A 22,486-nucleotide genomic window follows, 5' to 3' on the forward strand; every position below is an offset into this window, starting at 1 on the left:
ACCCCTTGTGCGCGCCGCAAGAACCCGCACAGAACGGGATGAGTGACGCATGAGACGTCCGCGACAAGCGAGGCGCAGGCATAACGAGTGCACAACACCCGCCGCACGGGACGCCAAAAGCGATGCAGGATTCGTACCTGCCTGCGATTATCGGGACCGCTTCACCGAACCTCCACAACGTGCCACGGAGGTGAAGCAACCGGGACGAGGCACCCGGACCTCTATCCTTGTCCGCGGTCCGTGATCCACGCCCACACCGGCCCCCGTAGCTCAGTGGATAGAGCAGGTGCCTTCTAAGCACTTGGCCGCAGGTTCGAGTCCTGCCGGGGGCGCCACCGCCCGTACGGTGTCCAGCCCTCCCTCGTGGAGGGCTTTTTTGCAGGTCAGAGGCGGTTTAACGGACGCGGCGTGGCAGCTTCGGCAGGGCCGGAACGACTCCCGGCGGCGAAGGCGCCAGCCCGGCTGCCGCCGGTTTTGATCGCCTCTCGGCGGCTGGTTTTCCCGAGAATTTCCCGAAGTTTTCCGACGGTCCCCTCACGGCTGCGGGCACGGCGGGCAGCTGTGAAGGGAGCGTCGATCCGCCCCTGGAGTCCGGTCAGCTGTCCGGTGATGCAGCTTCTGTAGGTGGCCAGGAGGACGGGGACGCTGTTGCCCGCCCAGGCGGCGACCTGGGCCGGCGGGATGGATCATCCCTCACGGCCGGAGCAACGACCCGGTGACCGGAAGGCCACTGACGGCCCCAGGGGGCGTCCGCACGAACGGTGCCAGGCCGCTTGTTTGTGCCGGCCATGAGTCTGCTCCGGCGTCAAGGGGTGATGCCCACGCATGGTCCGTGGCAGCAGCGGCCCTCGGGAAGCGTTGCGCCATTCGGGCGACATCTGGGTCCTCCCCCTGTCCGGGGCCCGCCGGTGATGCCTTAAATCGCAATAGTGAGTCCGAAGGTCGCCCATCCCTCTCGACGACTCATGTGTGCCGGTTGGCCGGTAGCGGTCAGCGGCATTTCCTGATGGGCGCTCCTTGGACGGCTGGTCAGTTGCCCCTCCCAACTGCTGGCTGACTACCAGTCAGTCCTTGTTGAGGAGCCCCGAACTAGATCCATACAGACCTAGATCGCGAGGGCTCGACATGGGCAAGGGTTTTCAGCCGAAAAGGCATCAAATGCCGTAAGTCGTGGTGAGTGGACATCAACTCACGCTGCCGACTCCGCTGAATGCGACCGCACGGGAATTGGCGGACCCCCTCTTCAACTGGGCTCCACCGTCCGCCGGCACGCCCAAGTGACCGACTCGGGCGACAACTCCGCCGTTTCCAGGCTCCCCCAGTTCTCTCTCAGTCCTGGCTGCCGGACACCCTCGGCGCCGGCACAGGCGACGATCCGACATCAGGCGACCTCCGGTGCGGCGTCACCAGGAGCACACCGTACGAGCGCCGACGGCTGAGTGCGCTCAGGCAGCTGTGGCGAGTGCGCACACCACGCTCGATCGAAGCCTTCAAGTTCCTCCCGGCGCGCAGCACATGGCACAGCTCACCCCGTGCCCAAGGCGCCGGTCGCAAGCGGTGCAAGCGCGCCGGTCTCCCACCGTTCCAGGGCGGCATCAGGGCTGCCCCGGAAGCCTCAGAAAAGGAAATCCACGATGGCAACACTTGTACCTCTGGGCGCCGCCTCCTCCTACGGGGTGCTCGCCAACACGGCGGTCACCAACACCGGCCTCACCGTGGTCAACGGCGACCTCGGAGTGAGCCCCGCCGGTGCGGTGACCGGGTTCCCTCCCGGAACGGTCACCGGAACCATCCACGTGAACGACGCTGTCGCGGCGCAGGCCCAGACCGACCTGCTGACCGGGTACCTCAACGCGCTGCTCCAGCCGGTCACCACCACTGTCGCGACGGAACTCGGCGGGACCACCCTGACCCCCGGCGTGTACAACGCCCTCTCCGGCACGTTCAGCCTCAACGGGACACTGACTCTGGACGCGCAGGGCAACCCCAACGCCGTCTTCATCTTCAAGGCGACCACCACGCTCATCACGGGTGCCACCGGCAACGTCAACCTCATCAACCAGGCGCAGTCCGCCAACGTCTTCTGGCAGGTCGGCAGCTCCGCGACGCTCGGCGCCGGCTCCACCATCAGGGGCAGCACCCTGGCCTTCACCTCGATCACCGCCACCACGGGGCCATCGTGGACGGCCGACTGCTGGCTCTCGGTGCCGCCGTCACGCTGGACACGAACACGATCACCGTGCCGGCCCTGTCCACCTGCTCCGTAGTGGTCCAGCCGGTGGCCGGACCGGTGGTGGCCGGGCAGCCGACCTCCGTCTCCGCTGTGGTGACCTGTAACGGTCTGCCGGTCGTGGGTGGGTCGGTGACCTTCACCGGTGGTGCGGTCCCGGTGACCGTCACCACCAACCTGGCGGGTGTCGCCACCGGAACGCTGACCTTCAACAGCGCCGGGCCCGCCGTCATCACTGCCACCGTCACCGCCGCCGGCACAGCCTGTGCATGCACCGGCGTCGCGTCCGCGCCCCTGACCATCACCGTCACTCCGCAGTCGGGCCCGCTGAGCGTGGCGCCCGCCTGCTGGCGGGTCAACCTGCCCATCCCGATTCCGAGCCTGTTCGTGGCGACGTTGACGGCCACCGTCACGCCGGCGCAAGCGGGAGTCACGGTCACCTTCTTCGTCTCGGGCCTGCCGGTGGGCACGGCGGTGACCAACGCCAACGGCATCGCCACCCTCAACGCCGGCCTGTCCATCCTGCAGATCAGCGCCAGCAGCTACACGGCGACCGCCACCGTCGGCGGCGTCCCGGTCCAGGCCACCGGCGCCCTGCGGCCCTGCTTCCCGCCGGTGTGACCGGCCTGCGCCCGATCGACCGGGGCGGCGTGACGGGTCCTGTGGCAGTACTCGCGCACAGGTCCGGTCCACGCGGTGCCGCCCCTGACCTGAGGGCCTTCCGGTAAACGGCCTGCCCCTCATGGGCTGACCCTCAAGGGCTGTCCCCCGTCGTGGAAGGATGGGGGACAGCCCGACTCAAACGTACCGGTGAGCCATTCGGCACCACGCCCGTCGGCATGACAGAGACGGGGGGCGGAACGGCCCCTGGCGCCGGCGGCGGTGCGTGGACGGCTCACAGGTGAGAACCGGGGCCGGTGTTTCCCTCCGGCATCGGCCCCGGACAGCCGTGCGGCTCTCACAGCCCCAAGGTCCCGCGTGGGGCTGCCAGGGCCCTCCATGGTCCCCACTGCGGCGACTGCCCTGACACGTAATTCCCTGGCGGGAGTCGCCTCACGGTGGCTGGACCGACCAGCGCCTCCCTGCCTGTTCGTGGCGCGGTACCTCCCGGGGAGACGCACGCGGGCCGCGGAGCCCGGGGACCTCCGGCCCCATCCGGCGCTGAAGAACCACCACGTGAAAGGACCGCAGCCATGCCATGCAATTGCGGCGGGGAAACCCCTCAGACCATCGTCGGCTACCGATTGAACCTGCCCGACGGCACCATTCGTCAGTACGTCACCTACCGGGAAGCCGAGGCCGCGAACCAACGAGCAGGCGGCACCGGATCGATCACCATCGTCATGCAGTGACGCCCGGCGGGTGGTCCGCCCTCGGCCTTGCGGCGGAGTTCTGGGGAACAACCCATCCGGCCGTCAGTGCTCGGGCGGTGCGACGGGTACCGGTGAACCATGGCTGGAACCTTCACCACCCGCACGATCACCATCACCACCAGCTCCACCGAGACGCTGCACGACCTCACGAACGCATGCTCCGCGTTCCTCCGGGAGGCCGCTCACGGGCACAACGGACTGCTGAACATCTTCACCCGCCACGCAACGTCCGGCCTGGCCATCATCGAGACCGGCGCAGGCAGCGACGATGACCTGTTGGCGGCCCTTCACGACGTTCTTCCCACGGACGGCCGCTCGCAGGACCGCCCCCGCAGTCCTGGTCACAGCATCGCTCGCATGCTCCCGGCTCTGGTTCCGCCACACGCCACGTTGCCCGTGGTCGACGGTGAGCTCGAGCTGGGGGCCTCGCAGGCCGTCGTGCTGGTGAACACCGACCGGGACAACCCGGAACGCCAGGTCCGGCTGTCATTCCTCAGCTGACCACACGGCCCTGCGCCTGGTCTTCGTCTCCCTGGCGAGGCCATTCTCAGACGGGCCGCCCCAAGGTCTCCTGTGCCCTCCACTCGCTCGCTCCGGACCGGTCCGACGGGCCTTAACGGGAGTAAGCTGGGACTACCGAGGGCAATTCGTACACCAGCTCCCATGCTCGTGTCGTTTTCGGCGATTCACGACACCGGGCCGGTTGCGGTCGGCCCGGGGCAGGGTCCGCGTCATGACCACGACCATTCGGTATCCGCCTGCGGTCGAAGACCGGACCGCTTCGCTGCCCCTCCGACTCATGCTGGCGCCGGCCGGTACCGCTCCGCCTCTGCTCGACGGTGCGTGGTGGCCCCGCTCCCGTGACCTCACGGCGGAACTTCCGGCACTGACGGCCGCCCTCGACCCGCTGTGGGGGCGGATCACGCACGTCACGGTGAACCCCACCTTCTGGCCGGTCATCCCACGGAAGGTGCACGTCAACGGGCATGTGGTGGGTGTCGGCTGGTTCACCGCCGAGCAAGACCCCCACAAGCTGCTGCTGCTCTCCTACGGCGTCGGCCGTTGGGACCTGCTGGTGATCCCTCCGGAGACCACCCCCGCCGCGGCCGCCCGGCTCATGGCCGAGGCCGCCGATCCGCTGGGCACCCTCAGCGCGAGCGCCCTGATGGACGAAGCGGAGCAACGCCGGATCGCGGAGGAGACGGAACTGTCCCTGGTTTCGGTCTGGGACTCAGAAGGCGGCCATGCCGCAAGCCTGCCGACCTCACGTTCGCCCGCCTAGCAATCGTTGCCCAGCCTCCGGGATGGGTGGGCAGGTGTTCGGACGGCGAGACCGCGGATGGATCGCCGACCGGGCAGGGCCTTGCGGTGTGGTCCGTGTGCGTGCCGCATGGCGTGTAGTCCGGGCGCGGGTCGGGGAGCCGTTTCCCTTACAGCTGGGCCGGTGCGGGATCGGTGTGTGAGCCGGGGTGCGGGCGCGGAAGTTGGTCCGGGTGCTGCCTGGCCGGGGCTATGCGGCGCGCGGGTCGGCAGGGGGGAGGAGGGGTTCGTGGTGGTGCCAGATGAGGTAGCGGTCCTCGCGGCGTAGTTCCGCGGCGCCCCATTCCACGCGCATGACGCCTCGTTCCATGGAGCAGGCGTACGCGACCGTGATCAACCGGAACTCCGGCGGGAGGAGCGCGAGGTCGGGGTGCACTTCCGGTTCGTCGAGTTCTTCGAGGCCCAGGTCGAACGCCTGCTGCATGGGTTCGGGGCCGTGACGTCTGATCAGGTCCGCGCGGAAGCCGACCGCCCGGCGCAAGCGTGCCGAGGTCACCGGGAGGTCCTTCTTCGCGTACCGGATCGGGTAGATGACCTTGTTGTCGATGACCATCACCGTGCGGCCCTGGAGCCGGATGGCCCTGGCGCCCTCGAAGGGGGCCAGGCCGGACGCCAGCGCCTCGTACTGCACCGCGTGCAGCCCGTGACCGTAGGCCTCCAGCGTCTGGGTGTTGACGCCTTCATGGCCGTGGCGCGCTCTGTCGTGGGCCTGGAGCAGGCAGGCCGGAATGGCTTCGGCCAGCCGGCCCGCCAGACCGCCGAAGGTCTCACGCGCCCACGGAGTTACCGGTCCCACACCGCACCGCCCTCCCCTTGAGGCACCGAAGCGCCGAGCAGTATCCACTCAAACGGTGCGTCGATCGCACGAGTTGCACAAGAGGGCACGGGCGCACAGACCGCGCACATGCTCCGGCCCCTGATTCCGTGACCGGCAGAGGAGGGCGGAGGGCCGTGGCAGTTCGGTGGTGGGTTGGCGGTTGGGGGAGGTAGCCGTGGGTGGGGTGGGGCCGTGCGCCCGGCGCTCGGGCGGGGTGGTTGTGCGCCGTGTGGTGTGGTGGGCGCTGGAGAGGGTGGCGGGGGCGCGGTCGGCAGCCGGGCGCAAGTGGGGGACGGCTGGAGCCCCCTGGTGCGCCTTCGCTACTGCGCGCAACGCCCAGGCGGCTACTTGACTTTGGTCATCGCGATTCAGTCCCGCTTGTTGGGTATTGACTGTTCCATCCCGTTCTCTCTGGATATGCCAACGTGAATCGTTGGCGGCATGTGCTTGGAGGCGAACCCATGGCCGCCCGACCACTCGTCGCGCGTCAGACCAACCAGCGACTGCGGTCCCTCATCCAGGAAGCCTCGCTGTCCAACTCCGCTCTGGCTCGCCAGGTGAACGTCTTGGGGGAGGCGCAGGGCCTCGATCTGCGGTACGACAAGACGTCCGTGAGCCGGTGGCTGAGTGGTCAGCGGCCTCGCGGCCGGGTTCCCGCCATCATCGCCGAGGCGCTGAGCGGCAGGCTGGGCCGCACGGTCTCGACCGAAGAGATCGGAATGGCCAACGGCAACAGCGTGACCTGCGGGGTCGGGCTTCATTTCGCGGCAACGGTGGAGGACGCGCTGGAGCAGGTCCGGGAACTATGGCACATGGACGCCGAGTCCCGGGGGCTTTTGTCCCGTTCCGCCATGACCGCCTCGGCGTTGGTCGAACCCAGCAGGGACTGGCTGATCAGCTCCCCCGACCCGCAGGTGGCGCGTAGCTGGCGGCTGGGGCCGCGGGTGGGGATGACCGATGTGGAGCTGGTCCGGGCGACCACCCAGGCGCTGGCCGAACTCGACCACCGGGTCGGCAGCGGGTACGTACGGCCGGTGGTGGTCTCGTGCCTCAGCAGTGTGCTGTCCGGGCTGATGGACGGGAGTTACGGCGAGACCACGGGGCGGCAACTGTTCGCCGCCGCGGCCCGGTTGACGGAGTTCGCCGGGTACACGGCCCTGGACACCGGGCAGCCGGGCCTGGCGCAGCGGTACTACATCCAGGCGCTGCGGCTCGCGCAGGCCGCGGACGACCGTTGTTACGGCGGCTACGTACTGGCGGCCGGTCTGAGTCATCTCGCCGTCGGCGCCGGCTGCTCCAGGGAGGCGGTGCAGCTCGCACGGGCCGCCCAGGAAGGCACCCGGGGGCGGGCCCCGCTGGCGGCTCAGGCCATGTTCTACGCGAGCGAGGCCCGCGGGTACGCCATGCTCGGGGACGCGCGGATGTGCAAAATACTCGCGGACAAGGCCATGGACGCCATGGCGCATGTTGTTCCGGGGGACAGTCCCGAATGGATCGCACATTTCGACCGGGCCTATCTGGCCGACGCGTTGGCCCACTGTTTCCGGGATCTCAAGCAACCGCGCCCGGCCGCCCGCCGGGCCGAGGAAGCACTTGCCCGGCACCCGCGGACCCGGGTGCGCCGCCGCGCCATCGACCTGCTGCTGCTGGCCACCGTGTTAGCGCAGGCCGGTGACGTCGAGGAGGCATGCCGGGCGGCGGTGCAGGCGGTGGCGCTGCTCGGCCGGATGAAGTCGGCGCTCGGCGAGCGGTACCTCCAGAACTTCCGGGATGAGCTGCGGCCTTTCAGTGACGCGCAGCCGGTGCGCGAATTCGACGCTCTGATCCTGGAGAGCGGGGTGCGGGTGCCCCGGTGAGGTGTGGTGCTCCGGTGGCGTTTTCCGCCCCGGTGGCGTGTGCTGCCCCGGTGGCGTGTGCCGTACCCGGTGACGTGTCGTGTCCGGTGGGACGGGGCGTCGGACGGGGCGTCGGGCGAAGCCTCGGACGGATCGTCGGGTGGGGCCTCGGGGTGGACGGGATGCCTGTCGTACGGGTGCCGACGGCCGGACGGCTCGCTTCGTCCCGCGGGGAGGTGCGGGGCCGGTGCCTGTCCGACCGTCGGCGGTAGGGAGTCACCCCGATGGGGTGCGATGCAGCGGCGGAGGTGTACCGGTCGCCGGTGGCGATCCGTCCGGCCGCTTGTCCGCCGTCCGGTGGCGGCCAGTTCCCGCGTGGGGCCCGTACCGTCCGACGGGCGGCCAGTTCCCCCATAGGGCCCGCGCCCTCCGCCGGAGGCCGGTCCCCAGCTAGGGCGTTTCGTTTGGATCAGGGTGGATCAGGGAGCGGGGTCTGGTGCGTGCAGCTGCAAGGCGGAGGAGGGAGTCGACGCGGAGCGTCGGGGAGTGACGACAACGCCGCAGATGCGCGCACCAGACCCCGCGAGCCCACCATGATCCGAACGACACGCCCTAGGCGTTTACGGCGCCATGCTGGTCGGCACGCCGGCTGTCAGCGGTATGGCTGCCCATACGGTGCAGCTGTCGTCGGCCTCGATCCTGCGGCCCCATCGTGACGAGGACTCGGCGACCAACTCCAGTCCGCGGCCGTGCTCCTGCGCCTGGGTCGGCCGGCGCCTCAAAGGAACCGACGCGGTCCCCCCGCGGTCGTGCACCTCGATATGCAGCAGGCTCGCCGACTTCCATATCCGGCAGGTGACATGTCTGCCGGCGGAATACTTGATGGCATTGCTGAAGAGTTCCGACAGGACGAGCAGCACCGGATAGCGGGTGTCGTCGTCATGAATGCCTTGTCCGTCGAGCCAGGCGCGGACCAGGTTCCGGCAGACCGGCACCGCCCGCTTCAGGGCCGGCAGACGAAATACCACGCAGGGTGTGGAGCGCCAGCAGTCGGCGGGAATCAAGGAATTTCTTTCCCGAGGCCAGCTCGCGATATGCCGGGCGGTCACCATGACTTCGGCCGAATGCGTTGTGGTGGGTAACATGACTACCCCTTTCGTACGTGCCTCATGGACTTCGATGTCGCTTCTGCCTCATGAAGCACGGCCAGCGCCATCGCTCGATCTGTCCTGGCGGCGGCCTTCGCAGTGCGCCGCGCCTCCGGTGCGTACCGGGCCGCTTTCCGACTCGCTTTCCCGTCATCATTCAACCAGTCCGGGAGTCCGCCCGGGAAGGCGCACAGTGCAGCGACGGGAGCAGGCGGGTGGATATCGCGGCGCGAAATAATATCACCATAAAAAAACGGTTGCGCATTACCGTCGAGACAATTGACGGTAATGCGCAAGGAAGCGCCGGAGAGGACGTCGCGGCAAGAATCTATCAGAAAAGGCAGTGGTTCGGAATTGCGGAATCCGTTTCTGTGGCGTCGCGGTAGCGGGATGTTATGCAGGGAGAGGCGGAGGGTGCGGGTGGGGGTGGCGAGCGATGCGTTTTTGCGGGTTTTCTGCGGTTTTCTTGCGGGGGTCCGTTGCGGGAGAGGCGAGGGCGGACAGGGCGACGCCCGGCGGGCCGGGGAGCCCGCCGGGCGTGTGCGATCCCCGAGGATCTGACAGATCAGGTCAGCTCGCCGTCAGCTCCAGGCCCAGATGCTGGGCGATACCGGCGGCGAGAGCGGCGAGGGTCGGGTGTTCCCAGACGAAGTTTCTCGGCAGGGAGATGGCGAACGAGCGGTCGATGCGGACGCGCAGCTCCATGGCCAGCAGGGAGTCGAAGCCCAGCGACTTCAGCGGCGTCTGCGGGTCGAGGGAACTCTCCCCCAGCCGCAGGACGTCACGGACGTGCCCCGCCAGATGCTCTTCCAGTGCCGCCCTTCTGGCCAGGCCGGGAGGCAGCGCGGTGAGCCGGGCACGGATGTCGTCGGTGTCCTCGGGCGGCGGCGCCGCAGCCTCCGGCGGGGCGTCCCCGGTGACCTGGCTGAAGAACGGGAGGTGACGGCCCGCCGGCGGAACCCAGGTGTCCGGCGGGCCGGGAAGCACCCCGGTCTGCACCCGCCGGTGGGCCAGCAGCGTCCGCAGCGCCGCCAGGCCGTGGTCCGTGGGAATGGTGCGGTATCCGCGGCGGCTGAAGTCGGTGGCGACCCCGATCTCGCCCCAGGGCCCCCAGTTGACCGCCACGGTGGGCAGCCCCTGTCCGGAGCGCCAGGCCGCGAACCCGTCGAGCCAGGAGTTCGCCGCCGCATAGGCGCCCTGGCCGGGGTTGCCCAGCAGCGAGGCCATCGAGGAGAACGCCGCGAACCAGTCCAGTGTGTGCCCCTCCGTGGCGTGGTGGAGATGCCAGGCGCCGACGACCTTGGGCATCCAGACCCGTTCCAGCTGGTCGTCGTTGACGTTGGTGATCACGGCGTCGTCCAGCACCATCGCGCAGTGCACCACCCCGCGCAGCGGGAATCCCTCGGTCACCGCCGTGGACACCAGCCGCTGGGCGACATCCGGATCGGCGATGTCGCCCAGGACCACCGACACCTTGGCGGTCCGGCCGATCACCGTGGCGAGCGTCCGGGCGACCTCGGGGGTCGGGGCACTACGGCCGTTGAGCACCACGTGGCCGGCGCCGTGTGCCGCGAGCCAGGTCGCGGTGGCCAGGCCCAGGCCGCGCAGGCCGCCGGTGACGATATAGGCGCCGCCCTCCTCCACGGGCATGTCCCTTTCGGGCAGCACCGCGGGGGCGTCGCCCGCGTCGGGCACGGTCAGCACCAGCTTGCCGATGTGGTCGGCGGCCGCCATGGTGCGGAAGGCCGTGGTGGCCTGCGGCAGCGGATACTCCGTGCAGTGCAGGGGCTTGAGCCGGCCCTCCTCGAAGGCGCCGAGCACGTCCTTCCACACCGAGTCGAAGGTGTCGGGACGGTTCTGGTGCAGCTCGATGAGGTCGACGGTGCTCAGGGTGACGTTGTGCCGCAGCGGCAGCATGCCCAGCGGAGCGTCCGCCATGATGTCGCGCACCCCCAGCTCCACGAAGCGGCCGAAGGGGCGCAGCGTCTCCAGGCCCGTGCGGATGGCCGCTCCGGACAGGGAGTTGAGGACGACATCGACGCCCTCGCCGTTCGTCGCCTCGCGGGTGCCTTCGCCGAATTCCAGGGTGCGGGAATCCATCACATGGCGGATGCCCATGCCCCGCAGGAAGCGGCGTTTGTCCTCGCTGCCGGCCGTGGCCAGCACCTCGGCGCCCAGCAGCCGGGCCACCGCGATCGCCGCCAGACCGGTGCCGCCGGTGGCCGAGTGGATCAGTACGCGTTCCCCGGCGGCGAGCCGGGCGACCGAGCGCAGCGCGTACCAGGCCGTCAGGAAGGCGATCGGCAGGCCGGCCGCGGCCACCGGTTCGATGCCGAACGGGATGGGGGCGACCGCGCCGGCCGGGAGCGTGAGGAAGGAGCCGAAGGCGCCGCCCCGCAGATCGACGGCGATCACCTCGTCCCCGACCTGGAGCCGCTCCACCCCGGCGCCGACCGCGCTCACCACACCGGAGCATTCGAATCCGATGCGGTAGCGGACGTCCGTGTCGCCGGGGAGCAGGCCCATGGCCGTGAGCACATCGCGGAAGTTCAGGCCGGTCGCGGTGACCCGCACCTCGACCTCGCCGGGCGCCGGAGTGCGGCGGCCGGTGGCGGCGTACTCCAGGCTCGACAGATCGCCCAGCCGGCCCGCGCGCAGCCGGAAGCCGTCGACCCCGTAGCGCACCGTGCACGGGGTGGCGGCCAGGTCCTCCCCGCCGTCCGGCACGGCATGTTCCAGGCGGGCGACGTGCCGGCTGCCCGCACGCAGGGCCACCTCGTCGTCGTCCGTGTCCGCGAGCAGTTCCAGGGCCACTTCCTCGGGATCGGCGTCGTGCGGGTCGGCGTCCACCAGCACCGGCCGCATTTCGGGGTGTTCGAGCGCGCCGACCCGCAGCAGTCCGCGCACCGCGCTCTGGCCGAGGTCGACCTCGTCGTCCGGCAGCACGCTGCGGGCGCCGCGGGTGACGACGTACAGGCGGGGCGACGCGGTGGCCTCGGTGATCGACTGGAGGGCGCCGAGCAGCCGGCGGGTGCGCCACAAGGACTGCACGGTCGGCTCCCCGCCCTCGGCGCGGCCGCAGACCAGCACCACCCCGCGCGGGGTTTCGAGGGTGGCGGCCAGCCGTCCGGTGAGAGCGTCGCGGAACGCGCCGAGCGAGGTGTCGTCGAGCGGGCGGTCCCAGACCACCGTGCGGGCGCAGCGGGCCCGCAGTGCGGCGGCCAACGCCTGGGCCGAGCCGTCCGCTTCGCCCACGATGACCCAGCTGCCCGGTGCGTGGCCCCCGTCCGGGGCCGCACGGGGTGCGGACTGCCAGCCGATGTCGAGGAGCCAGTCGTCGACCTTCGGGGTCTCGCGCACGGCCCGCCGTGCGAAGCGCAGACCGTTGACGACGAGGACCACGGCGCCGCTGTCGTCCAGGAGGCGCACATTGGCCACGATGGCCTGCGGGGTGATCTCGCTGACATGCGCGTGGCAGTACACGCCGCTCGCGGGATCGCCGGCGATGCGCACCGCCTGCATGCTCACCGGCAGCACCAGTGCCGGGTCGTCCTCGTCGATCAGGGGCGCCACGGCGAGCTGGGCGCAGACGTCGAGGAGGACGGGGTGGACCGGCAGGCCGGGCGGCGGGGTGCAGGCCTGGGGCGGCACCCCGACCCTGGCCCAGAAGCTGTCGTTGTGGCGGCCGGTGTGCAGTTCGAGGACACCGGTGAACGCCGGGCCGTGCTCCAGGCCGCGCCGGCGCAGGCTGTCGTAGAGCGCGTCCGGCTCCAGGGACACCGGGTGGCGCAGGCTCATGGCGTCGACGGATCTCGGCCGTAGTTCGGGCCGCACGCTCAGCCGGTGCAGCACCGCGTCGGCCTGCACCTCCCACGCGCCGTCCTCGTTGCGGGCGAGGATCTCGCACCGTGCCCGGTCCGGTGCCGTCATCGTGACAGTGGTGGACACCTCGGTCTCCGGGTCCAGCCGCAGCAGTTGGCGGAAATGGACGTCGGTGATCTCCACCTCGTCCGGTGCCGCGCCGAAGGTCTCGCAGGCGGCGGAGAGCGCCAGGCCGCAGTGTGCCGCGCCGGGGAAGACCGCGTTGCCGTGCACCCGGTGGTCCCCGAGCCAGGGCAGCGCCTCGGTGCCGGTTTCGGCGCGCCAGCAGTGCCGTACGGGTTCGCCGGGGAATTCGGTGTGATGGCCGGGCAGCGGGGCCCGGGGCGCGTGGGGGGCGTCCGTGGGCGGGGCGGCGTCGGCCCAGTGGTGGCGGCGGTCGAAGGTGACGGTGGGGGCGTCCACGAGGCTGCCCTCGCCGTAGAGCTGACGCCAGTCCACCGGTACGGCGGCGCAGTGCAGCGCGGCGAGCTGGGTGCGGAAGGTGGCCTGCTCGTCCTCCTCGCGGCGCAGGGTCGGCAGTACGACGGGTTCCGCGACGAGACCGGCCAGGCTCCGTTCGACGGAGTGGGTGACCACGGGGTGCGGCGAGACCTCGGTATAGACGACATGCCGGTCGGCCGCGGCGGCCGCGACCGCCTCGGCGAAACGGACCGGGCGGCGCAGGTTGTCGCACCAGTAGTCGGCGTCGAAGGCCGGCGTCTCACCGGCTTCGACGACCGTCGAGTAGAACGGCACCTTGGGCGACCGGGGGTCGAGACCGGCCAGGGCCGACCGCAGGGCCGGCAGCACCGGGTCCACCAGCGGGCAGTGCGAGGCGACGTCCACGGCGATCGGGAACACCGGGATCTTCCGGGCCTCCCAGGCGGCGGCCAGCCGGCTCACCTCCGTGGTCCGGCCGGCCACGACGGTGGAGTCGGGCGCGGAGAGGACGGCGACCGACACGGTGTCGGCCGCGCTGTCCGCGAGTTCCGCCCGCACCGTGGCGGCGTCCAGACCGACGCTCAGCATGCTGCCGGAGCCGGCGATATCGCTCAGCAGTCCGGAGCGCCGGCAGATCACCCGGACCCCGTCCGCCAGGGTCAGCGCGCCGGCCACCACCGCCGCCGCGACCTCGCCCATGGAGTGGCCGATCACCGCGGCGGGTTCGACGCCGTAGGAGCGCCAGGTGGCGGCGAGGGCGATCTGGAGGGCGAACAGGACCGGCTGCACCGTGCCGCACCCGTGGACGGGACGGCCGTGCCGCACCACGTCGAGCACAGCGACCTCGCTCTGCGCCCTGATGAGTTCGTCGACCTCGGTCAGCGCGTCGAGAAACGCCGGTTCGGTCTTCAGCAGCCCGCGCCCCATGCCGGGCCACTGGGAGCCCTGGCCGGAGAACACCCACACCGGCTGCCGCTCCACGGCGGCGCCCACCGCGCCGGTCACGACCGCCGGGTGCCGCTGTCCGGACGCGAAGGACCGCAGGGAGCCGATGAGTTCGCGGCGGGTGGAGGTGACCACGCCCAGCCGTCCGTGCCCCGCGCAGCGCCGGAGCGCCAGGGTGTGCGCGAGGTCGCGCAGCGGCACGTTCGCGCCGTCGCCCTCCATCCAGTCCGCGAGCCGGGTGGCCGCGTCCGGCAGGACGTCGGGCGAGCCGGCCGACACGAGGAACACCTCGGACGCCCCCTGGGCCGGCCGCCCCGAGCCCTGGTGCCGGACGGCCGGGCGTTCCGGGGCCTGTTCCAGTACGACGTGGGCGTTGGTCCCCGAGAAGCCGAAGGAGGACACGGCGGCCAGCCGGGTGGGCGTCCGCAGGGGCCAGGCGGACAGCTCGGTGGGGACGAAGAAGCGGGTGCCCGCCGCGGAGATGGCCGGATTCCAGCGGCGGAAGTGCAGGTTCGCCGGGATGGTGCCGCGTTGCAGGCACAGCACGCTCTTGATCAGTCCGGTGACTCCGGCGGCCGGTTCCAGATGCCCCACGTTGGTCTTCACCGACGTCAGGGCGCAGCGGCCGGGACCGTGGCCGTAGACCTCGGCGAGGCTGGCGAACTCGATCGGGTCCCCCACCGGGGTGCCCGTGCCGTGGGTCTCCACCATGCCCACGTCCCGCGGATCGACGCCGGACCGGGCGAGGGCCTCCAGATACAGGGCGGTCTGGGCGGTCACCGACGGTGCCGCCAGCCCTTCGGACGAACCGTCCTGGTTGGTGGCCGAGCCGCGCAGCACCGCCAGGACCCGGTCACCGTCCCGTACGGCGTCGCGGAGACGTTTGAGCACCACGACGCCACAGCCTTCGCCCCGGACGAACCCGTCGGCGTCGGCGTCGAAGGTCCGGCAGCGGCCGGCGGCCGACAGCATGCCCATCCTGGCGAAGGACCGGGTGACGCGCGGCTGGAAGCTCAGGGTGACGCCGCCGGCGAGCGCGAGGTCGCACTCGCCGGCGCTCAGCGCCTGACGCGCCATGTGCACGGCCACCAGCGAGGAGGAGCAGGCGGTGTCCAGCGCCACACACGGTCCCTGGAGGCCGAGCAGATAGGAGATCCGGCCGGCGGCCACGCAGTGGCCGTTGGTCAGGATCGACCCTTCCAGTTCCTGTGGCTGCCCGGCCAGGCGGTCCATGTAGTCGCTGTAGCTGATCCCGGCGAAGACGGCCGTCGAGGTGCCGTTCATCCGGTCCGGTGGCAGGCCGGCGTGTTCCAGGGCCTCCCAGGTGACTTCCAGCAGCAGACGGTGCTGCGGGTCCAGGACGTCGGCCTCGCGGCCCGCGACGCCGAAGAAGGCGGCGTCAAAGCCCGTCACCTCGCGCAGGAAGCCGCCCTGACGCGGGGTCGGGGCTCTGCTCCCCGGCCCCGGGGAATCCTCGGGGACGAGGCTCCGGCGCTCCGCGGGCAGTTCGCCCACCGCGTCCCGCTCCTCGACCAGCAGGTGCCACAGGGCCGCGGGCGAATCGGTGTCGCCGGGGAGGCGGCACCCCATGCCGATCACGGCGATCTGCTCCGTCTCGTGGGTGGGTGATGTCTCGGCTGTCGAGCCGTGCATGTCGTTGCTCATCGGGACTCCGTACGTGGGAGGTGATCTGCCCGTGGTCACACGGCTTCCGGACTGCCGAGGAGAATGGCGTTCTTCACGCCGCCGACCTGGTAGTTGAAGCTCAGCGCGTAGTCGAAGTCGAGCGGCCGGGGCCGCACGCCGGGGACCGGGTCGAAGGGCAGCCCGTCGGCCGGCTGCTCGCAGTTGGCGGTGGGGCAGACCTGCCCTCGCTCCATCATCATCAGCGTCATGGCGACGCCCAGGCAGCCGGCCGGGGCGCCGTTGTGGCCGAAGCAGCCTTCCTGGGACGTCATCAGCAGGTCGTTGTCGGCCCCGTACAGCTCCTTGATGGCGTTCGCCTCGAAGGCGGTGACGACGACATTGCCGTCGCTGCCGCCGTGGACGTACGGCACATCGCTGATCCGCCACCGGTCGCCGAGGCAGCGGCGGACGGCGGTGACGAGTTCCGCGCCGGTGTCGTCGCAGGCGAGGGGGTTGGCCAGCCCGTCACGGGTCATGGCGGTGGACAGCACCTGGCCGTAGACGTGGGCACCGCGCCGGGCGGCGTGCTCCCGGCTCTCCATGATCACCGTCGCCGCGCCCTCGCCGTGGTTGATGCAGTCCGCCCGGCGGTCGTAGGGCCGCATGAGGGAGGTGAAGGACGGCAGCAGTTCCGGCATGTCGGTCGTGCGGAGGGCGTCGTAGGTCTGCTGTGCGCCGCCCAGCAGCCGTTGGATGTTCTGGATGAGATGGACGTTGAAGACGTCGACCCCGGTCACGACCGCGATATCGACCTCGCCGTGGGCGATCATCCGCCGGGCGTTGCCGATCTGCACGGCGGACGAGGCGCAGCCGCACGAGACGGTGTAGCAGGGGCCGTTGGACTGGGTCAGCGCCCCCTGCACGAGTGCGACATCGGAGGGTGTCACGGCTTGTTGGGCCGCGACGAACAACTCCATGGCTTCCGGTGCGGAGGTCTTTCCGGGGTCGGCACCCAGCACCGAAAGATAACTTTCGACATTGGAGTCCACACCTCCGCGTCCGACCAGAATCGCGGCTTCGCTCAGCGCACCGCCGCAGAAAGTCAGCCCGGCATCGGTGGTGGCCTCCGCCATCGACACCAGGCCGAAACGGTGTGCCGCGGTGTAATGCCGGGAGAAGAACGGCGGGACGTCCGGGAGGCGTTCGTCGAACATCTCCTGGGTGAGCTCGACCGAGCCGTAGTAGACCTCGTCACGCTTGAGGCAGGATTGGCCGTTGGAGACGACGTCCCACATGTCGTCGGCCGTGAAGACCGGCTCGGTGCGACCGGGCAGACAGAATCCGACACCGGTCACCACAACATTCCGGCCGTCACTTCCGTTCTCATCTTTACCAGCTTCTCGGTTCACGACAGGACTCCGTTCCTCAGCAGGTTCAACATGATCGTTCTCCTCTGCGCATCGCTTTCTTCTCCGGGACGCACAGCACCTATTCGGCGATCCTTGTGCGGTAGTACCAGCGGTACACGGGCACCGGCTCTCCGCCCAACTCCGCGTATTCGCCGTAGAATTCGAAACGCTCGTACCCGTTGCCCCGCAGGATCCTTATCGGATCTCCCGCGTTGTCGCGCGCATGCTGCGGCAGGGCAGTACCTTCCGGCCCGTCGACGAGGATCACCATTCTTCTTTTCGGCATGCCGTCCTCCGGTGTTCTGTCGCAGTGGTTGTGGGGGGCAGGCTTCAGATGTGCGGTCGGGGGAACCCGGGGCACGTCATGGCGGAGGCGATTACCGGGGCCGGGCCCGGCCGACTGCGGGGAGCGGGCCCGCTCGGCCCGGGGGGTTGACGGAACGGTGGCCCGGCCGGTCTCAGACGACCGGCCGGCCACCATGACCGGCGGCCTGGCCGGCGAACGGACCGGAGCCGTCGGCGGCGGCCGCCGGAACGCTGCCGTCGCCGGCGGCAAGGCCGTTGCCGCGGGTCCGGCACAGCCCGGCCGCGGCAGTGGAGTGGGGGGTCATCGCAGGGCCGTGGGAGGCGGCGGCAGGCAGCTCGGCCGGGGAGACCGTCGTGGTGCGGTCCGGGAGCCCTGCGGAGGCCGTGCTTCCGTCGTCGTACGGCGCCAGGCGGAGGGAGTTGCGGAACGGTACCGGCGTCCACGTGCCGTTGCCGGCTGCGTGTGCCATGGCGACCGTGGTGGCGAGCGTCGCTTCCTCGCCGGAAACCGGGGTCGTGAGGGTCGTGTCACCGCCGGACCGGGCAGGTGCCGGTGCTGTCACGGTGAGGCCCGAGGTCAAGGCGCGTAGACCGTTGACCCAGCGAATGATGGAAATGGTTCGCATGAAGCCCCCTGACCGAATGTGGGGGCCGATCAGCCGGTGCCGACGTATCGGCACCGGCTGACGGATCCAAAACCCTCTACCGGGGACGCCCATACGGCATCTCGGTCTGACCGCAACCAGGCGCTGAGCCGGGCCAACGGGTAGGCCAGGTGCCGCTCCCCGGAGAGGATGGGCGGCCCACCGGTTGGATGCGACTAGTTATCCATGCGGCTCGCCGGGCTACAACAGTCAACCGATAAGGCCACCCGTTCGGAGCAGCGCGAAAAGAACAAACTCGTACCAACTTGCGCAATGGCCTGAGGAGATGCCTTTATTCGACACATGACTGATGAAGCGTTTGATTGCTCACTGCTGCCGCTCGGTCACGCAGGAGAACCGTGTGCAGGAGCAAGCTCGCCGCTTGTCATTCTTGTGTGTGGAACACGGCGACAACCGACGTGCTGTCAATAGGCGGCGGTCTCGGGCCGGTCGCGCCCGGACACCGGAAGTCGCTGCGGCATCGGCAACCTTCACGCCGCATGCACAACTGCCTGCCGCCATAACTCAGTTGGCGATACGTACACCATTCTCCCGTACCGGCGCCGGAGTCGCGGGAGGCTCCGGAACGGCCCGACCTCGCCTCAGAGACCGGCCCTTTTGTTGACCTTGGCCGGCTGTTGTTCCCCTCCGCGACGGACAGCACGCCAAAGCGCTCTTCGCCGCGGCCCGCAGTTCACCACACCGTCCACGGACATGAAGTCATCACGATTCCTCGACGCCACTTTCACGCTCAAGAGCGAATCACGCCATCAGTAGCGGCCGACCGAATAACTCCTCAGCAGACAAGGGTGATTCGATAATGAACCATAACGCCGGGGGGCGGTTTCCGCAGGAGACCGACACCCCCACGATGACACTCGCCGACTACGGGGAACGGAGGTGGCCGGCAGCGATGCACGGCCTGGAACCCCTGACCATGTCCCCCTACCTGGCCGGGTGGCGTCTGCGCGTCGTTCCCAGCATCGGGCAGGTCCCCGTCCAACAGGTCACCCGCCGCGTCGTCAACCGTGCCCTGCACTGCTGGATCGCCGACGAATGCGGGCTGTCGACGGTGAAGAACAGCCTTGCCGTCCTCGTCCGGGTCCTGGAACAGGCCGTGCGCGACGGCGTGCTGGACGCCAATCCGGCCCGGGTGGCCGGCTGGCAGCAGGAGTACCAGCGGGCGCAGAGCGAGCGCACCACTCCGAGGGAGCTGGCCCTGCCGGACGCGGAGGCGCTGGAGCGGCTGGCGGCCACGCTCGTCCAGCGGTCGTCGGACGGCTATGAGGGGTGGGGCGACATCGTCCGGTTCGCCGCCTGGACCGGTACCCGTTTCAGCGAAGTGTCCGCCCTCCAGGCCCAGGACATCGATATGAGCACCTGGACCTGGCAGGTCCAGCGCTTCACCGTGTCCGAGCCGGAGGGCCTGGACGACCGCGCCTGTAGAGGCCGACACCAGCGGGTCGTGCCGCTGCGCCCCGCCGTACGGGAACTGGCGGCCGGGCGGCTGGAGGCGGCGCGTCACACCCCCGTGGCGCGGCTGTTCACCGGCCCGCGCCGGAGCCGGTTCACCGCGGCGGTGCTGCGGGACTCGACCCGCTGGGACGACGTGGTGGCCGAACTCGGTCACGAGTACCTCCGGCGGCAGGATCTGCGCCACACCGGACTGACCTGGATGGCGGACGCGGGGCTTCCGTTGCCCTTGCTGTGCGGCGCCGCCGGGCGCCCTCCGCAGGACGCCCGGCGGTACCTGCCCCCTGACGGACCTCTGCGGTCCGCAGCGAGCCCTGGGGAGCCACCGGCGAGTTCGGCCCCCGCCCGTATGACGGGCGGGGGCCGAGCCGCTTTCCGGCGTTCCCCTGCGGAGTGACGGCACCGCGTTCCCGGACGGGTCCGGACCGGCCCGGACGGGTCGTCCGCGACCGCCGGCCCTCGGCCGGGACCCGGGCCGTCATCCGGTGGGGCGGGCGGTCACAGGTAGGTGAACGACCCGGCGTTGGCGCTGCCGCCCGCGGTCTGGACGGTCACCTGCACCGTCGACCCGCTCGTTCCCGGCGGAACGACCCCGGTCAGGGAGGTTCCGGTGCCGTTGACCACCACGCCGGTGGCGGGCGCGGCCCCGAAGAGCACGCTCGCCCCGGAGAGGTTGGTCCCGACGATGGTGAACGTGGCTCCCGCTGCCGCCGTGGCCGGCGTCACCGTTCCCGTGACCGTCGGTGCCGGCGGGAGGTAGGTGTATCCGCCGGGGACGGTCGTGGTGCCGCTCGGGGTCGTCACGGTGACCGGGACGTTGCCTCCCGCGGGGGGGCCTGCGGGGGTGACACCGACCAGGACGGTGCCCGTGGGGTCCGTGCCCAGAACGGTGGCCGCACCGGCCCCGAAGGTGACGGTGGCGTTCTGAAGGCTCGCCCCGACGATGAGGAACGAGGTGCCCCCCGCGACCGGCCCCGACGAGGGCGTGATGACCGCGGCGGTCGGCGCGCCCGCGACGACGTAGACATACGTCGCCGGGTTGCTGGTACCGCTACTGGTGGTGACGGTGACCTGTACGGCGCCGGCGGCATGCGCCGGAGCCAGCACCGTGACGGTCAGCCCCAGCGGGTCCTGCCCGACGATGGTCGCCGAGGTGCCTCCGAAGAGGACACTGGTGGCGCCGGCCAGGCCGAGCCCGAAGAGCTGCACGGTGTTGCCGCCCGCGGTCGGCCCCGAGCCCGGCAGCGCGCCGAGCAGGACGGGCCCGAAAGGCAAGGGGAGGGCAGGCAGAGCCGGTTGAAGTGTGGGTGTGGACATGGAGGTCCTCCTGCTGTGTGAGCTCGTTGCTCGGCCCGCTCGTGACAGAGGTGGCTCACGAACCGGGACCCGAGCACTGGCAGCAGCCGGACGTACGGGAGGACGGCACAGACGGCGCACAGTGGCCGGCTCACACCGTGGCGGTGCAAGGGCCGTCGCGCTGCCGGCCGTCTTTCAGGCCCCACAGCGAAGAGGGCTGGAGGGTGGGCCGACTGCTGAAACCCGAGGGGGATGGACGGCCCACCGACCAGGCACCACCAGTAACCCAGAAGAGGGGGCGCCGGACAATCGCGTTGACGCCGGAACACCCATACGGCGCAGCGCGAAGACCGGCAATCTCACCACCCCTGCGGCGCCGGGCCCGCTCCTGCCGTCACCCTGTCCGTATCGGACTCCCCCCGTTGGCCGGGGCGGTGGCCGCGGCGGCGACCAGTGACGGGTAGTCCTCCGGCGTGATGGCCGCGGAGATGTCGTGGCCCTGTTGCAGCATGGCGGCGACGGCGGCCGGGGTGTTCAGAGCGGCGTTGCGGGCGTCCATGGCCTCCTGGGTGACCGGGGCCAGGAACTCCCCGGCCCCGCGGCCGCCTTCCTGGCACCGGGTCACATACGGGCGGAGTGCGTGTTCATAGCGGGCGAAGGCCGTCCGGTGGTCGCCTTCGGCGAGAGCCAGCTCGCCGGCGAGGACATAGGCGCCGATGATGGCCGCGCCGGTGCCCATACCGCCGACCGTGGCGCCGTAGGCGGCGTCACCGAGGAGCGCGATGCGGCCCGTGGACCAATGCGGCACATCGACGCGGCTGATGGAGTCGAAGTAGAGGTCGCCGACGGCCCCGAGTGTGTCGATGAGTTCCGGTGTCCGCCAGCCGGCGCCCGCGTAGGCCCGGGCTATCGCCTGCTTCTGCGGCCGGAGGTCGCGCCGGTCGTGGAGGAGCTCTTCCTCGGAGGCGAAGACGCAGAAGGATTCGCCTGTGTAGCCCGGCTCTTCGGTGCGGCGGTGGGTGCGGCCGACGGTGGCCAGGCGGCCGGGCTCGCCGTAGCCGACCGGGCGGGCACCGAGGTCCCCGGCGCCTTCGGGCAGGTCCCAGGCGGCGACGTAGTAGCCGAGGTGGCGGACGAAATCCGTCTCGGAGCCGAAGGCGAGCCGGCGCACGGTGGAGTGCAGGCCGTCGGCGCCGATCACGAGGTCGAAGGTGCGCGACGCGCCCCGTTCGAAGGTGACCTGAACGCCGTCGGTGGTCTGCGTGAGGGAGGAGACGGAGTCGCCGAAGAGGTACTCGGGTGGGTTGCCCAGGGTGTGCGAGGGGTCGAGCGGACTCAGGCTGTGCCGGTGGAGGATGCGGGACAGGTCGGAGCGGAGGATTTCGACCTCGCCGCCCGCGAATTCCGCGGGCAGCGCGGCGATGGGGCGGCCCTGGCCGTCGATGAAGGTCAAAGGGGTGCCGCCGCCCGTGCTGTGGCTGGTGATGTCGGCCAGGACGCCCATGCGTTTGAGGACCGTCAGCTGCGCCGCCCCGCGGAAGTCGACCGCGAAGCCGCCGCCGCGCAGGGCGGGAGCCACCTCGATCACCGTGGACCGGAAGCCGTAGCGGCCGAGCCAGTAGGCCAGAGCCGGGCCGGCCACGCTGGCGCCGGAGATCAGAACGGTCCGTTGCGGTGGTGTCGTTCGCCGCCCCCGCGCCCGGCCGGGCCCGTCCGTACCCTCGCGCCCCGTTGTCGTTTCGTACGTCATCGCACGCTCCCC

15 protein-coding genes and 1 tRNA gene are annotated in these 22,486 nt (G+C 70.6%); 8 read left to right on the top strand and 8 right to left on the bottom strand.

All coding sequences use genetic code 11. The features are described 5' to 3' along the window. Positions 1–259 precede the first annotated feature (259 nt). The 6 genes from M8I34_RS13680 to M8I34_RS13705 all read left to right on the top strand — a co-directional run bounded on the left by M8I34_RS13680 (position 260) and on the right by M8I34_RS13705 (position 4,885). Positions 260–335, top strand: a tRNA-Arg gene (locus M8I34_RS13680). A 1,299-nt stretch (positions 336–1,634) separates the two neighbouring features. Further along, positions 1,635–2,267, top strand: a complete 633-nt coding sequence (locus tag M8I34_RS13685; RefSeq protein WP_250049722.1) for an ice-binding family protein — start codon at positions 1,635–1,637, stop codon at positions 2,265–2,267. Further along, positions 2,180–2,851: a hypothetical protein gene (locus M8I34_RS13690; RefSeq protein WP_250049723.1), complete on the top strand. Its 672-nt coding sequence runs from the start codon at positions 2,180–2,182 to the stop codon at positions 2,849–2,851. The genes M8I34_RS13685 and M8I34_RS13690 overlap by 88 nt, the downstream gene beginning before the upstream one ends. 572 nt (positions 2,852–3,423) lie before the next feature. Continuing rightward, the gene (locus M8I34_RS13695) at positions 3,424–3,582 is read left to right on the top strand and encodes a hypothetical protein (protein WP_250049724.1); all 159 of its coding nucleotides are present in this window, start codon (positions 3,424–3,426) and stop codon (positions 3,580–3,582) included. Positions 3,583–3,681: 99 nt separating this feature from the next. Continuing rightward, positions 3,682–4,104: a YjbQ family protein gene (locus M8I34_RS13700; protein WP_250049725.1), complete on the top strand. Its 423-nt coding sequence runs from the start codon at positions 3,682–3,684 to the stop codon at positions 4,102–4,104. 232 nt (positions 4,105–4,336) lie between these two features. Then, positions 4,337–4,885 (top strand): DUF5994 family protein, encoded by a 549-nt coding sequence (locus tag M8I34_RS13705; RefSeq protein WP_250049726.1) that lies wholly within the window; start codon positions 4,337–4,339, stop codon positions 4,883–4,885. 228 nt (positions 4,886–5,113) lie between these two features. Here the strand turns inward: M8I34_RS13705 and M8I34_RS13710 are convergent, their stop codons facing one another. Next, a complete protein-coding gene (locus M8I34_RS13710) occupies positions 5,114–5,719 on the bottom strand; it encodes a hypothetical protein (RefSeq protein WP_250049727.1) in 606 nt (201 codons plus the stop codon). Between the two features lie 482 nt (positions 5,720–6,201). Here M8I34_RS13710 and M8I34_RS13715 point away from each other — a divergent pair, with 482 nt between their 5' ends. Continuing rightward, positions 6,202–7,596 carry a transcriptional regulator gene (locus tag M8I34_RS13715; RefSeq protein ID WP_250049728.1) on the top strand — a complete coding sequence of 465 codons (1,395 nt, stop codon included), beginning with the start codon at positions 6,202–6,204 and terminating at the stop codon, positions 7,594–7,596. A 599-nt stretch (positions 7,597–8,195) separates the two neighbouring features. On the opposite strand, the gene M8I34_RS13720 is transcribed toward M8I34_RS13715, so the two are convergent. The 5 genes from M8I34_RS13720 to M8I34_RS13740 form a co-directional block, all read right to left on the bottom strand. Continuing rightward, complete coding sequence (locus M8I34_RS13720; RefSeq protein WP_250049729.1) at positions 8,196–8,720, bottom strand: ATP-binding protein; 525 nt, start codon at positions 8,718–8,720, stop codon at positions 8,196–8,198. Between the two features lie 573 nt (positions 8,721–9,293). After that, on the bottom strand, positions 9,294–15,635 hold the full coding sequence (locus M8I34_RS13725) for a type I polyketide synthase (RefSeq protein WP_250049730.1): 6,342 nt from the start codon (positions 15,633–15,635) through the stop codon (positions 9,294–9,296). Between the two features lie 35 nt (positions 15,636–15,670). Beyond that, positions 15,671–16,954 (bottom strand): beta-ketoacyl synthase N-terminal-like domain-containing protein, encoded by a 1,284-nt coding sequence (locus M8I34_RS13730; RefSeq protein ID WP_250049731.1) that lies wholly within the window; start codon positions 16,952–16,954, stop codon positions 15,671–15,673. A gap of 130 nt (positions 16,955–17,084) precedes the next feature. Next, positions 17,085–17,291, bottom strand: a complete 207-nt coding sequence (locus M8I34_RS13735) for a DUF5988 family protein (protein ID WP_250049732.1) — start codon at positions 17,289–17,291, stop codon at positions 17,085–17,087. 172 nt (positions 17,292–17,463) lie between these two features. Continuing rightward, positions 17,464–17,937, bottom strand: a complete 474-nt coding sequence (locus tag M8I34_RS13740; protein ID WP_250049733.1) for a hypothetical protein — start codon at positions 17,935–17,937, stop codon at positions 17,464–17,466. An 838-nt stretch (positions 17,938–18,775) separates the two neighbouring features. Here M8I34_RS13740 and M8I34_RS13745 point away from each other — a divergent pair. Further along, positions 18,776–19,825, top strand: a complete 1,050-nt coding sequence (locus M8I34_RS13745; RefSeq protein WP_250049734.1) for a tyrosine-type recombinase/integrase — start codon at positions 18,776–18,778, stop codon at positions 19,823–19,825. Between the two features lie 101 nt (positions 19,826–19,926). Here M8I34_RS13745 and M8I34_RS13750 read toward each other — a convergent pair whose 3' ends face one another. Next, positions 19,927–20,745, bottom strand: a complete 819-nt coding sequence (locus tag M8I34_RS13750; protein ID WP_250049735.1) for an IPT/TIG domain-containing protein — start codon at positions 20,743–20,745, stop codon at positions 19,927–19,929. 373 nt (positions 20,746–21,118) lie between these two features. Continuing rightward, on the bottom strand, positions 21,119–22,474 hold the full coding sequence (locus tag M8I34_RS13755; protein ID WP_250049736.1) for an FAD-dependent monooxygenase: 1,356 nt from the start codon (positions 22,472–22,474) through the stop codon (positions 21,119–21,121). Between the last annotated feature and the right edge of the window lie 12 nt (positions 22,475–22,486).

The organism is Streptomyces sp. MCA2, assembly GCF_023544705.1.
Classification (GTDB): Bacteria; Actinomycetota; Actinomycetes; order Streptomycetales; family Streptomycetaceae; genus Streptomyces; species Streptomyces decoyicus.

What these genes read in the sequence shown, in the direction of transcription:
- M8I34_RS13725 (WP_250049730.1), bottom strand. Translation starts at nt 15,635, where the DNA reads ATGAGCAACGACATGCACGGCTCGACAGCCGAGACATCACCCACCCAC.
- M8I34_RS13715 (WP_250049728.1), top strand. Translation starts at nt 6,202, where the DNA reads ATGGCCGCCCGACCACTCGTCGCGCGTCAGACCAACCAGCGACTGCGG.
- M8I34_RS13705 (WP_250049726.1), top strand. Translation starts at nt 4,337, where the DNA reads ATGACCACGACCATTCGGTATCCGCCTGCGGTCGAAGACCGGACCGCT.
- M8I34_RS13700 (WP_250049725.1), top strand. Translation starts at nt 3,682, where the DNA reads ATGGCTGGAACCTTCACCACCCGCACGATCACCATCACCACCAGCTCC.
- M8I34_RS13755 (WP_250049736.1), bottom strand. Translation starts at nt 22,474, where the DNA reads ATGACGTACGAAACGACAACGGGGCGCGAGGGTACGGACGGGCCCGGC.
- M8I34_RS13695 (WP_250049724.1), top strand. Translation starts at nt 3,424, where the DNA reads ATGCCATGCAATTGCGGCGGGGAAACCCCTCAGACCATCGTCGGCTAC.
- M8I34_RS13720 (WP_250049729.1), bottom strand. Translation starts at nt 8,720, where the DNA reads ATGTTACCCACCACAACGCATTCGGCCGAAGTCATGGTGACCGCCCGG.
- M8I34_RS13735 (WP_250049732.1), bottom strand. Translation starts at nt 17,291, where the DNA reads ATGCCGAAAAGAAGAATGGTGATCCTCGTCGACGGGCCGGAAGGTACT.
- M8I34_RS13745 (WP_250049734.1), top strand. Translation starts at nt 18,776, where the DNA reads ATGAACCATAACGCCGGGGGGCGGTTTCCGCAGGAGACCGACACCCCC.
- M8I34_RS13750 (WP_250049735.1), bottom strand. Translation starts at nt 20,745, where the DNA reads ATGTCCACACCCACACTTCAACCGGCTCTGCCTGCCCTCCCCTTGCCT.
- M8I34_RS13740 (WP_250049733.1), bottom strand. Translation starts at nt 17,937, where the DNA reads ATGCGAACCATTTCCATCATTCGCTGGGTCAACGGTCTACGCGCCTTG.
- M8I34_RS13685 (WP_250049722.1), top strand. Translation starts at nt 1,635, where the DNA reads ATGGCAACACTTGTACCTCTGGGCGCCGCCTCCTCCTACGGGGTGCTC.